The 12,964-nt window shown below is 66.9% G+C and carries 7 protein-coding genes and 2 riboswitches; of the genes, 5 read left to right on the top strand and 2 right to left on the bottom strand.

All coding sequences use genetic code 11. The features are described from left to right. Positions 1-16: 16 nt before the first annotated feature. On the bottom strand, positions 17-1,135 hold the full coding sequence (gene gcvT, locus ACZ0AJ_RS10175) for a glycine cleavage system aminomethyltransferase GcvT (RefSeq protein WP_499454294.1): 1,119 nt from the start codon (positions 1,133-1,135) through the stop codon (positions 17-19). Between the two features lie 46 nt (positions 1,136-1,181). Next, positions 1,182-1,278: riboswitch (glycine riboswitch) on the bottom strand. Positions 1,279-1,295: 17 nt separating this feature from the next. Next, a riboswitch (glycine riboswitch) is annotated at positions 1,296-1,380 on the bottom strand. A gap of 405 nt (positions 1,381-1,785) precedes the next feature. On the opposite strand from gcvT, the gene ACZ0AJ_RS10170 reads away from it, so the two are divergent. Next, positions 1,786-2,346 (top strand): ATP-dependent Clp protease proteolytic subunit, encoded by a 561-nt coding sequence (locus ACZ0AJ_RS10170; RefSeq protein WP_499454293.1) that lies wholly within the window; start codon positions 1,786-1,788, stop codon positions 2,344-2,346. Between the two features lie 61 nt (positions 2,347-2,407). On the opposite strand, the gene ACZ0AJ_RS10165 is transcribed toward ACZ0AJ_RS10170, so the two are convergent. Continuing rightward, on the bottom strand, positions 2,408-2,707 hold the full coding sequence (locus ACZ0AJ_RS10165) for a hypothetical protein (protein WP_499454291.1): 300 nt from the start codon (positions 2,705-2,707) through the stop codon (positions 2,408-2,410). Between the two features lie 286 nt (positions 2,708-2,993). Between ACZ0AJ_RS10165 and ACZ0AJ_RS10160 the strand changes: the two genes are divergently transcribed. From ACZ0AJ_RS10160 to ligA, 4 genes are all read left to right on the top strand, one after another. After that, entirely contained in the window at positions 2,994-5,375 is a 2,382-nt protein-coding gene (locus tag ACZ0AJ_RS10160) for a DUF1631 family protein (protein WP_499454290.1), read from the top strand. Positions 5,376-5,466: 91 nt separating this feature from the next. Further along, positions 5,467-8,979 carry a chromosome segregation protein SMC gene (gene smc / locus ACZ0AJ_RS10155; RefSeq protein WP_499454289.1) on the top strand — a complete coding sequence of 1,171 codons (3,513 nt, stop codon included), beginning with the start codon at positions 5,467-5,469 and terminating at the stop codon, positions 8,977-8,979. 194 nt (positions 8,980-9,173) lie between these two features. Next, positions 9,174-10,589, top strand: coding sequence for a cell division protein ZipA C-terminal FtsZ-binding domain-containing protein (locus ACZ0AJ_RS10150; RefSeq protein ID WP_499454709.1), 1,416 nt, complete (start codon positions 9,174-9,176; stop codon positions 10,587-10,589). Beyond that, positions 10,537-12,960, top strand: a complete 2,424-nt coding sequence (gene ligA / locus ACZ0AJ_RS10145) for an NAD-dependent DNA ligase LigA (RefSeq protein ID WP_499454707.1) — start codon at positions 10,537-10,539, stop codon at positions 12,958-12,960. The genes ACZ0AJ_RS10150 and ligA overlap by 53 nt, the downstream gene beginning before the upstream one ends. Positions 12,961-12,964 lie beyond the last annotated feature (4 nt).

The raw sequence follows: 12,964 nt of genomic DNA, 5'->3' as shown, positions 1-12,964 counted from the left end.
GGATTCTAGGCAGCGCTCAGGCGGCCAGCACTTTGCCGTTGCGCACGAACGGCAGCTTGACGACGCTGGCGGCCAGGCGCTTGTCGCGGATGATCACGTGGACGGTGTCGCCGATGGCCACGTCCATCGGCACGCGTGCCAGGGCAATCGCCTGCTGCATGCTCGGGCTGAAGGTGCCGCTGGTGATCTCGCCTTCCAGGCCGGACGCCGCGACCACTTTCTGGTGCGCCCGCAGGATGCCGCCTTTTTCACGCAGGATCAGGCCGACGAACTGCGCGCCCTGGCCCTTGGCCTGGAGCGCCGCCTTGCCGATGAAGTCGCGCTCGGAGACCAGGTCGATGGTCCAGGCGAGGCCGGCGTCGAGCGGGTTGACCGCGTCGTCCATGTCCTGGCCGTACAGGTTCATGCCGGCTTCCAGGCGCAGCGTATCGCGCGCACCGAGACCGGCCGGCTTGATGCCGACGGCGACAAAGGCATTCCACAGCGCTTCGGCTTGCGATGCCGGCACGCCGATCTCGAAGCCGTCTTCGCCGGTGTAGCCGGTGCGGGCAATCATCGCTTCGCCAAACGCGGTATCGGGAACGATGACGGCGTTGAACGGCTTGAGGTTTTCCGATGGCGCCTGGGTGGTCGGCAGCACCTGCCACACCTTGGCGCGCGCGTTCGGGCCCTGCACGGCGATCAGCGCGATCGGATCGTTGCCGTCGCGGCGCGGGGTGATCGTCACGCCGCTGCTGGTAGCGGTGTTCTGCTGATTCATCCAGGCGACGTCTTTTTCGGCGGTGCCGGCGTTGACGACGATGCGGAACCATTCTTCGGACAGGAAATAGACGATCAAATCGTCGATGACGCCGCCTTCCGGATTGAGCATGCACGAGTACAGGGCCTTGCCCGGCACTTGCAGCTTGTCGACGTTATTGGCCAGGAGGCCGCGCAGGAACGTGCGCGCATTGGCGCCTTTGACGTCAACGACGCACATGTGGGACACGTCGAACATGCCGGCGTCGCTGCGCACCGCGTTGTGCTCTTCGATTTGCGAACCGTAGTTGACGGGCATGTCCCAGCCGCCGAAATCGACCATTTTGGCGTTGGCGGCGCGGTGAGCGGAATTGAGCGGTGTCGCTTTGAGCGTCATGGAATCCTCAGGCAGAAATAGGGGTACAGCACGGTCGTCGTGCGCTGTCGACCCCTCTGTCCTTGGTACCTGAGAGATAGCGGCTGTGCGCCGCTTGCCCCTTCGGTGGACCGCTACCGCGGCCGCTCTCCAGAGTTGAACCGCCGCGCGTCGCGCCGCCGTCCCTTGACCGGTCCTTTTGCCTGAGAGTTTATGGGTGAGTGCCCCTTCGGCGGCAGCATGCTGCGCTCTCCCGATCAAGACTGCGGAGGATATGTCACCCTTTGCCGACTGTCAACCGCCCACCCCCACCCATAATTAGGGTCAGAGTCGAATTGTTTGACAACTTTCGATAATTGCCCAATAAGTCGACTCCGACCCTCATTATTTTTGACCTTCGCGGCAATAAAAACGATGCACTTAGAAAACTAGATGACGAACAGAATCGAAACCAAATTTTGATAGCGCTAAATTAGCAAATAATAATGAGGGTCAGAGTCGAATTGTTTGACAACTTTGAGGAATTGCCCATTAAATCTACTCTGACCCTCATTGTGATTTGGCGTGGGATTGCCTTGAAACATTGCTTTGCACTATTGGTGATCGGTTGTGGAGGGCGTGCGAGGGGATTTGCTACACTTGGTTCACTTACTTTGTAGGCGGAACAGACTATGAATCAAGCCAAAGTGCCGCAGGAGAAAGAGGGGTGGTTCACGCTGTCTGGCGATGTCAACAGTGATATGGTGCACCGGATGTTCGAGGCGGTGGCCAATATGACGGAAGATGGCATCGATACTGCCCACGTGCTGCTGCAATCGAACGGTGGTTATGTCAGCGACGGGCTGTGCCTGTATAACTTCATGGCCAATTCGCCCATTAAATTTGTCATGTACAACGCCGGGGCGGTGGCCTCGATTGCCGTTGTCGTGTATCTGGCCGGGGCGCGTCGCTACGCCAGCGAGACGGCGCGGTTCATGATTCACAAGTCGCATGCGACGGCCTCGCCCGGTTCGCGACCGGACGCGCTCAATATCATCGTCGAGGGCCTGCGCGCCGACGATGCGCGCACCGAGGCAATCCTGCGCAAGGAGATCGAGCTCACGCCCGAGCAGTGGAGCGTGCATCAATATGGCGACCTGCACATGACGGCGCGCGACGCCAAGCTGGCCAGGATGATTCATGAAGTGAAGGACTTTGCGCCGCCCAAGGGCGCCATCTTGCGCAATATCTGACCGTCGCTTGAGCCTTCCTGGCGCGCAGCGTGACTGAGCGCCGCGTGGCGTTTCCGTCGTTCTAGTCGCTCTGACGCGCTGCGCCCTCGTGCTGCCCGGGCAAGCCGCCCTGGACGTCGGCAGCGGAGAGCGAGCCTGGCTCATGCGAATCATTCAGACGGGTATCCGGTTGCTGGACTGGTGTGGGCTGGCACTCCGATTGCACCGCTGCATCGGATGCCGGATCCGGTTGCTGATTCGACAAAGCATCGGACTGCCCGGCTGGATTACTCTCGCGACGCTGGCGTTCGGCGTCGCTATGCTGCGCCTGCGCGCTACCCCCATTGCCTGCACCCGGACCAGCGCTGTTTTTCTCGACCATGATGATTCCTTTCAAGAGTGTCGACAGATCGTACTCCAGCCGCCGGCATGGCGTTGTTCGGTTCCGTGCAGCGCCACCCGTCGAAGCCCGGCGCCGGACGCCAATCCGATGGCGGCCTCTGCCTCTGTAGACATGTGCCTGCCTGGAAGGCTACTATCGATCCAGGCAAGCGCCGCGCTGGCGCAGCCTGCGCAGTGGCGCTCTGCCTCTGGCCCGCTGTGTTTGCTCATTGCTGACTGGCAAGAGTGTGGCAAAATAGAGGCTCGCCTTACTTCGCCGAATCGTCATGGCCACCCCATCCGTCCAGACCAACGCCGCGCGCAATGCCGCCGCTCTGCAGGCAACGCTTGCCGAGCTGGTCGCCATCGCCTGCCGCCAGGCCGGGACGGACCTGGGCGACGTCGTGCGGCGCATCGTGTCCGTCCTGCTTGACCTTACCGCGGCCGGCCCGGATCCCCGCGCCGTCATGCGTCGGGTCAAATCCGGCAATCTCCTCAAGAGCAACGATTACGCCTTTGTCCACCTGGCCACCAGCGCGCTCGAAACGGCGCTGGAGACCGAGATCGCATTGCTGGCGCCGGGCGCCCCGGCTGCGCAGGCCGCCCCTGTGGCGCTAAGCCTGGTGCCACTCGAGCAGATCGACCAGCAGATGGCGCTGGACGCTGTCAGCCGCCCGTTCGACCTGCAGTACTCGGAGCAGCTGGCCACCCTCGGCGTGCGACTCGGATTGCTGCTGGGGCGTGATCTCGTGCGCGCCGCCCATAACCCGTTTCGGCCTGCCGTGTTCCTGGGCGCGCTGCACGCGGCGTGGTGCGAGTTCGAGCCCGACCCGGAAGCGCACGGCCTGCTGGCGCCACTGCTGCGTCCGGGCCTGATGATCGATCTCGGTCCGCTCTACGAAGCGTTGACCGAGGCGCTCAAGGCCGCGCGCAAGGGCAGGGGCGATGACACGCGCTTTGCCAAGACCGACGACCGCGCCGCGCGCCGCGCCGAACGTGCCCGGCGCGAAGCGTCGCTGTCGGACCAGCTGCGTCAGCTGTTCGACCCGGCGCTGGCCGTGCCGGAGATTCCGAATCTGCCGCAGGGCAGCGGTGGCTGGCGGCCCAGCACTGCCTCGGGTTTTGCGGTTGCGCCGCCGGCAGTGAGCATGCCAGTAACTCCCGAGGCTGGCGCCGAGGCCGGCGCGCCAGCCGGTGCCCAGGCTGCCTTCCACCCAGGCGCACCAGGCCACGCCATATCGACGCCGGCCCACGGATTCACCTATGGCGCCGCCAGCGGATCACCAGCGCCCGGCGCGCTGCCACTGATCGACCTGCTCGGCCGCCTCGGCACGGGCGCGGCCATTCCCGGCATGCCGGACCTGCCCCAGTTTGCCGGCAACGCTGGCGCCCCAGGGACCACCAGCACGGGTCACGGCAGTGCCAACAGCGTCCCGCACGGCGCCTTCTATCTCCCGCGCCTGCGCGCCAGCCTGCCACCGGGCGCACTCTCGCGCGGCGACGCCACCACGCTCGATCTGCTGGCGCGGGTGTTCGAAGGCGTGCTGCAGGACGATGGCGTCGCACCCGAAACACGTGAGCTGCTGGCGTTCCTGCAGGTGCCGGTGCTCAAGGCGGCCCTGCGCGACCGCAGCTTCTTCTACGAGGAAGCGCATCCCGCGCGGCGCCTGCTCGACCTGCTCTCGCAGACGGGCTGGGAGCAGCCGGCCGACCAGGACGATCCCGTCTACCGCGCCATGCGCCGCAGCGTCGAGCGGGTGCGCGATGCCGAGCAGCCCGAATTCGAGGCCGCCGTGGCCGAACTCGAAGCCGGCCTGGCCGCGCGCGAGGCCGCCGAGCAGGCGGCCATTGCCGGTCCGATCGCCAACGCCACGCGTCAGGAAAAGCGGGTCACCGCCGAGCGCTCGGCGCAGCGCGCGGTAGCCCGGCGCCTCGCCGGCGAGCAGCTCGTGCCGGCCGTAGCGGGTTTTCTCGAACAGCGCTGGAGCGCCGCGCTGGCGCTGGCCTACACGATCGAAGATACGCGCCCCGGCGCCATCGAGAATGCCACGCGCACGATGGAAGACCTGATCTGGAGCGTCAAGCCCAAGGCCACGCAAGAGCAGCGCAAGGCCCTGATCGCGCGCCTGCCGGCGCTGCTGGCAAGCCTGAACAAATGGCTCGACGCCACGCGCTGGCAGGACGCCGAGCGGCTGCAGTTCTTCGCCGAGCTGGCCGAGTGTCACGCGTCGATCGTGCGCGCGCCGATCGAGCTCGCACCCGAACGCCAGCTCGAACTGGCGGTGGAGGCGGCGCAGCAGGACGCACTGCGCCGCGTGGCGCAGGAGCAGGCGCAGGCCGAGGACGAAGCGCACGCCAGTCAGGGGCCGGAATCCGACACCCTGGCGGGCCTCGAGCGCGGCATGCGCCTCGAGCTGGCGGAAGGTGATCGCGTCCGCAAGGTGCGCCTGGCCTGGGTCAGTCCGCTGCGCACGCTGTATATCTTCTCCGGCGCCGCGCGCCAGGAAGCGTTCTCGTTGCCGGCCGGGCGCCTGGCCGACCTGCTGCGCGCTGGCGCGATCCGGGTCGTTCTGGCCGAAGGGGTCGTCGGCCGGATTCTTGGCGCCGCCGTCGGCAGCGCGGCAGTCAACGATGCAGGCCCGCCGGCGGACCATCGCGCCGCCGAGTAAGCGCGTGTTTGTCGGCCTCCCGGTCATGGCCTTCGCCATCCCGGCGATGGTATGATGATCGCTTCTTTGCTACCTTCCTCTCCCACGCAACGTGCGCCTCTCTTCCATCAAATTGTCGGGATTCAAATCGTTCGTCGATCCCACCAATTTTCAGGTGCCCGGCCAGCTGGTCGGCGTGGTCGGCCCCAATGGCTGCGGCAAGTCGAACATCATCGACGCCGTGCGCTGGGTGCTGGGCGAATCCAAGGCCTCCGAGCTGCGCGGCGAGTCGATGCAGGACGTGATCTTCAACGGTTCCACGCACAGGAAGCCCGCCGGGCGCTCGTCGGTCGAGCTGGTATTCGACAACAACGCCGGCAAGGCAGCCGGCCAGTGGGGCCAGTACGCCGAGATCGCGGTCAAGCGCACGCTTACGCGCGATGGCACCTCCACCTATTACATCAACGGCCAGCCGGTGCGCCGGCGCGACATCCAGGACATCTTCCTGGGCACGGGCCTGGGCCCGCGTGCCTACGCCATCATCGGCCAGGGCATGATTTCGCGGATCATCGAGTCGCGCCCCGAAGAACTGCGCGTGTTCCTCGAAGAAGCCGCCGGCGTCTCCAAGTACAAGGAGCGCCGCCGCGAAACCGAAAACCGCCTGTCCGATACGCGCGAGAACCTGCTGCGGGTCGAAGACATCCTGCGCGAACTGAACGCCAACCTGGAAAAACTCGAAGCCCAGGCGGCCGTCGCGCGGCGCTTCCAGCAGATGCAGTCCGACCAGGAGGAAAAGCAGAAGCTCCTCTGGCTGCTGCGCAAGAACGACGCCAACGCCGAGCAGGTCCGTTTTTTCCGCGAGATCGAAGACGCGCAGACCGGACTCGAAGCCCAGACCGCGCAACTGCGCGGCGTGGAGCTCGACCTCGAGCACCTGCGCCAGGCGCACTTCGCGGCGGGCGACCGCCTGCACACGGCGCAGGGTGCGCTCTACAGCGTGAACGCGGAGATCGGCAGTCTCGAAGCGCAGATCAAGTTCGTCGTCGAATCGCGCACGCGCCTGCAAAACCAGATCGCCACGCTGAGCGCCCAGCGCGACGGCTGGTCGACCCAGGCCGAAGAACACCGCGAAGGCCAGGAAGAAGCCGAGATGCAGCTCGAAGAACTGGCTGCCCGGGCCGAAGGCGCGCAGATCGCGGTTGAAGTGCATGGCGAGCGCCTTCCCGAACTCGAGGCGGCCTGGCGCGCCGGCCAGGATGCGGCCAATGCGGCGCGCGCGCGCATCATGGCGGTCCAGCAGCGCATCGAGCTGGCTTCCGCCCACGGACGCAACGCCGGCGGCATCCTGGCCAACCTGGTCGTGCGGCGCGAGCGCCTGCAGCAAGAGCGCAACACGCTGAACCTGCCCGACAGCGCCACGCTCGACAACCTGCGCCTGCAGCTCGAAGAAAAGCAGCTGGCGCTCGAAGAACAGACGCAGGCGCTGGACGACGCCACGGCGCGCCAGGACACCGTCGAAGCCGAGCGCCGCCAGGCCAACGGCGACGTCCAGCGCGAGAGCGCCGCCAACACGCAGCTCGAAGCGCGCCTGGCCGCGCTGCGCCAGATGCAGGACCGTGTGCAAACCAAAGGCAAGGTCCAGCCCTGGTTGCAGAAGCACGCGCTGGCCGACTTGCCGCGCCTGTGGCAACAGCTCGACGTCGAAGCGGGCTGGGAGACGGCGCTCGAAGCCGTGCTGCGCGAACGCGCCGGCGCGCTCGACGTGTCGGACCTCGACGCCACCAAGGCCTTTTTCAACGATCCGCCACCGGCGCGCCTGGCGCTGTACGCGCCGCAACCGGGCGCTGCGCGTGACCCGGCGCCGGCCGGCCTGACGCCGTTCGCGAGCCTCTTGCGCATCAACGACGCCGGCGTGCGCGGTGTGCTCGATGACTGGCTGCATGGCGTGTATATCGCGCAGGATGCGTCGGAAGCGTTTGACGCGCGCGCCCGCCTGCCGCATGGCGCCAGCTTCGTCACGCGCCAGGGCCACGTGATTACCCGTTCGAGCGTGCGCTTCCATGCGCCCGACGCCGAGCAGGATGGCATGCTGGCGCGCCAGCACGAGATCGACAACACCGACAAGCAGGTGCGCGCGCAGGCGCTGCTGGCGAATGAGGCGCGTGAGCACGCCGCCCGCGCCGACGCCGCCGTTCTCGATCTGGCGCGGCGCGTACAGGATGCGCGCGCCCGCGTCGCGACCCTGCAGCGCGAAGTACACGCGCTGCAGATCGAGGTGCTCAAGCAAAGCGAGATCGAAGCCCGCTTCAACCAGCGCAGTGGCCAGATCGCGGCCGACCTGACCGAGATTGCGGCGCAGGAAGCCGAGCAGCGCCAGGCGCAGGCGGAAGCGGAGCAAACCTTCGAAGAACTCGAGATGCAACTGGCCGAACTGCAGGAAGCGAGCGAAGACGACCAGGCCGCGTTCCAGGACCAGGAGCAGGCGCTGGCCCGCGCGCGCGAACACCTGCGCGACCTGGAGCGCGGCGCGCAGGAAGCGCAGTTCGCCGAGCGCGCCCAGCGCAGCCGCATCGATGAATTGCGCCGCACGATCGCCACCGCTGCGACGCAGGCCGAGCAGGTTGGGGCGAGCCTGGCGCAGGCGCGCGTGGAACTGGCCGCGCTCGAAAGCGGCAGCGCCCACGAAGGTCTGCAAGTGCTGCTGGACCAGCGCACGACGCAGGAAGCGGCATTATCAAGCGCCCGCCATGAACTCGACCAGGTTGCGCAGCAGCTGCGCACGGCCGAAGAATCGCGCATGCAGACCGAACGCAGCCTGCAGCCGCAGCGCGACCGCATCACCGAGCTGCAACTGAAGGAGCAGGCGGCGCGCCTGAACCAGGAGCAGTTTGCTGAAGCGCTGGCCGCCACCGGCGCCGACGAAGCCGAGTTGCAGGCCAAGCTTGTCCCCGACCTCAAGCCGCAATACCTGCAGGGCGAGGTCACGCGGCTGACCAATGCCATCGCCGGCCTGGGCGCGGTCAACCTGGCGGCGGTGGACGAACTGGCGCAGGCCAGCGAGCGCAAGCACTTCCTCGATTCGCAGAATGCCGACCTGAGTGAAGCCATCGCCACGCTGGAAGACGCGATCGGGCGCATCGACCGCGAAACGCGCGACCTGCTGCAGGACACGTTCGACCGCGTGAACGGCCACTTCTCGGAACTGTTCCCAATCCTGTTCGGCGGGGGCAATGCGCGCCTGGTGATGACGGGCGACGAGATCCTCGACGCCGGCGTGCAGGTGATGGCCCAGCCGCCGGGCAAGAAGAACGCGACGATCCACCTGCTGTCGGGCGGCGAGAAAGCCCTGACCGCGACGGCGCTCGTGTTTTCGATGTTCCGCCTGAACCCGGCGCCATTCTGCCTGCTCGACGAAGTCGATGCGCCGCTGGACGACGCCAACACCGAGCGGTTCTGCCGCATGGTCAAGCGCATGTCGGAGCACACGCAGTTCCTGTTCATCTCGCATAACAAGATCGCGATGGAGATGGCCAGCCAGTTGATCGGCGTGACGATGCAGGAGCAGGGCGTCTCGCGCATCGTCGCGGTGGACATGGAAGCGGCCGCGGATCTCGTCGCCGCGTGAGCGTGCGGACTTCGCGTGCGGCCCGGCCCGTGTCAGAATGCTAATAAATGACATTCACGCGGGGGAGTTGGTATCATTGCATGCCTTCGCGTGGGGACTGCCCGCACACGTGGCATTTCGATTGAATCACCCAGTTCGCGGCAAGACCAGGACCGTGTGTCCGGCGCGACTTTCGCTATTGAGGCACAAGCAGCATGACTGATCTCCAAATGAGCCTGATCGCAGCCGGCGGCGTGTTCGTCGTCGGTGTCGTCACTTACAACAAATGGCAGGAGTACAAGGCCAGGAAAAGCGTCGAGCGCGCGTTTGCATCGGACCACGACGACGTGTTGATGCGCACCGGCGAAGGCGCGCCGGCGGCCGAACGCAGCGAGCCGATGTTCGACCTCGGCATGCCGTCTGCGACACTGCCAGCGACGCTGCCATCCAACCCGCCAGCGGCCTCTGTCACCGGCGCCGCCGCGCCCGTGAAGGACACCGAATTTACCTACACGCGCGTAAACGAGCCGACGCTCGATGCGGACGCGTTTACGGTCGCCGACACCAAGCCCGAGCCACAGCTCGATGCGCCGGTACTGGGCGACACGCCGGCGCCGGTTGCCGCGCCAGCAACTGAAGAAACGCCTGTGCCTGTAAAGACGCCGGCACCTGCACCGGTACCAACGCCGGCTGCACCAGTTGCCCCAACCGCACCAGCCGCACCCGTCGCGCCGCCGTCCTACCGCGCTGCCGGCGCCACCGCCGCGCAGGACGCCGTGGCCGCATCGCTCCCGGGCACGCGCCCTGGCATGCCGCCGGCCGAACTGGCCGAATGCCTGGTCGATCCGCTGATCGACTGCATGATCCCGCTGGCGCTGGAAGCACCGGTCCGTGGCGACAAGATCCTGCCGACGCTGCACGGCCTGCGCCGTGTGGGCAACAAGCCGATCCACTACATCGGCTTTGCCGTCAGCGGCGAGTGGGAAGCGATCGTCCATAGTGGCGTGTACACCAAGCTGCAGGCGGGTGTCCAGATGGCCACGCGCACCACGGCGCTGAACGAACTCGAATACTCCGAACTCGTCACGCGCCTGCGCGCGGTGGGCGACGACATCGGCGCCGAGCCCCACGTGCCGGACATGATCGAAGTGATGAGCGAAGCACGCACGCTTCACCGTTTCGTCGCCGGTCACGACGCGCAACTAAGCGTCAACCTGGCCGCCAACGGCGCGCCATGGGCGATGTCCACGCTGATCGGCGCGCTCGAGAATGCGGGCTTCGACGTGCGTCCAGATGGCCGCTTTGCGATGCCGGACCGTGATGGCGCTGGCAACAGCGTGCTGTTTACGCTGTCGACCAACGTCACGCTGGGCGCCGACACCACGTCGCGCCTGACGCTGCTGCTGGACGTGCCGTGCGTGTCGCCGGCGCGCGATCCTTTCGGCCGCATGGTCGATACCGCGCGCGCACTGACGCAGCGTCTGGACGCGACCATCGTCGACGACGGCAACCAGCCGCTCGAAGCCGAAGCGCTCGACGAAATCAAGGGCCAGGTGGTCGAGTTCTACGCCGAGATGGATGCGGCCGACATCGCCGCCGGTTCGACCCGGGCACTGCGCCTGTTCAGCTGAGGACCGTCCCGTGACCGAGCAACCCGATGCCCCGGCCCGGATGGCCTGGCTGGTCGCGGAACTGAACCGCGCCAGCTACAACTACCACGTGCTCGACGCCCCGACGATTCCGGACGCCGAGTACGATCGCCTGTACCACGAGCTGGCCGCGCTCGAGACGCTGCATCCGCAAGCGATCGCGCCCGATTCGCCGACCCAGCGCGTGGGCGATGCCCCGATCTCCGAATTCAATCAGGTCACGCATGCGGTGCCGATGCTGTCGCTGAATAACGGGTTCGCCGACGAGGATGTCGACAACTTCGACCGCCGTGTGCGCGAGGGTCTCGAGACGCGCGAAGTCGCCTACAACGCCGAACTCAAATTCGACGGCCTGGCCATCAGCCTGCGCTACGAGAACGGCCGCTTCGTGCAGGCCGCCACGCGCGGCGATGGCTACACGGGCGAAGACGTCACCGCCAATATCCGTACCGTGCGCGTGATCCCGATGCGGCTGCATGGCGACGCCGTGCCGGCCGTGCTTGAGGTGCGTGGTGAAGTGCTGATGTTCAAGCGCGATTTCGAAAGCCTGAACGAACGCCAGCGCGCCGCTGGCCACAAGGAATTCGCCAACCCGCGCAACGCCGCCGCCGGCAGCCTGCGCCAGTTAGACGCGCGCATTACCAGTGCACGCCGGCTGCGCTTTTTCGCCTATGGCGTCGGCCAGCTCGAAGGCGCGCCAGCGGCGCTGCCTGCATCGCATTCGACCATGCTCGACTGGCTCGATGCGCTTGGCCTGCCGGTGGCGAAGGAGCGCCAGGTGGTCACGGGGCGCGACGGCTTGCTGGCGTTCTACCGCGACATCGGCGAGCGCCGCGCGTCGCTTCCGTACGAAATCGACGGCGTCGTCTACAAGGTCGACCGGCTGGAGGACCAGCGCACGCTGGGCTTCGTCTCACGCGCGCCGCGGTTCGCGCTGGCGCATAAATTCCCGGCCGAAGAAGCCTTGACCACGGTCCAGGCGATCGAAGTCCAGGTCGGCCGCACCGGCGCCATCACGCCGGTGGCGCGCCTGGTGCCCGTATCGGTTGGCGGCGTGACCGTCACCAATGCCACGCTGCACAACGAAGACGAAGTGCGGCGCAAGGACGTGCGGGTGGGCGACACCGTCATCGTGCGCCGCGCCGGCGACGTGATTCCCGAGGTGCTGGGCGTGGTGCTCGAACGCCGCCCGACGCCAGAACCTGCGGTGTACACCTTGCCGGCGACCTGCCCGGTGTGCGGCTCGCACGTCGTGCGCGAAGAAGGCGAGATCGTCGCGCGCTGCTCCGGCGGCCTGACCTGCGCCGCGCAGCGCAAGGAGGCGATCCGCCACTTCGCCGGCCGGCGCATGATGGACATCGAAGGGTTGGGCGACCGCTACATTGACAGCCTGGTCGAAGCGAACCTGGTCACCGGTGTGGCCGACCTGTACAAGCTGACGCAGGACGACCTGCTCAAGATGAAGCGCCTGGCCGACGAGGCCGACGCCGCGACGCCGGAAACCGCCCGGCCGGGCAAGGTGCCGACCAAATGGGCCGACAATCTGCTCGCGGCGATTGCCGCCAGCAAGGCCCCGCCTCTTGAACGCCTGCTGTTCGCACTGGGCATCCGCCACGTGGGCGAGTCCACCGCCAAGACGCTGGCCGAGTATCTGGGCAGCCTCGCACTGGTGCGCCGCGCCCCGGCCGCGCTGCTGCGCGTGCTGCCCGATATCGGCGGCACGGTAGCGCAGTCGATCGCCGATTTCTTCGCCGAGGAAAAAAACCAGACTGCACTGGACGCCTTGCTGGCGGCCGGTGTGGCGCCCAAGGGCGAGCATCCGCCCAAGGCGCAGCTGCGCGAGAAGCTCGACGAGATCAAGCTGCTGGCGGCGCTGGACATCCCGAAACTGACCGAGCCGCGCGCGCGCCAGATCATCGCCGCAGGCCAGACGCTCGACGCCATCGCGGCGCGTACCGACTTCGGCATCTTCGGCTTGCCGGCCACGGTGGCGAGCGCACTCGAAGAATGGCTGGCCAACGCGGCCAACCGCGATCTGCTGACGGCGCTGGCGGCCATGCGGCGCGAACTGCTCGACGCGGTGCCCGAAGCTGCGCAGGTGCAGGAAGGCCCATTGACCGGCAAGACGTTCGTGCTGACCGGGACGCTGCCGACGATGAGCCGCGACGCGGCCGGCGCCCTGATCGAAGCGGCCGGCGGCAAGATCGCCGGCTCGGTGTCGAAGAAGACCTCGTACGTGGTGGCCGGTGCCGAGGCGGGCAGCAAGCTGGCCAAGGCCGAAGAACTGGGCGTCGCGATCCTGGACGAAGCGGCGCTGCTGGCGCTGCTCGAACAATCATCCCAACCTGACTGACTAC

Source organism: Telluria sp. AC161 (assembly GCF_979258535.1).
Note: the sequence above shows the minus strand (reverse complement) of the source record. Positions and strands in the feature narration are given on the sequence as shown.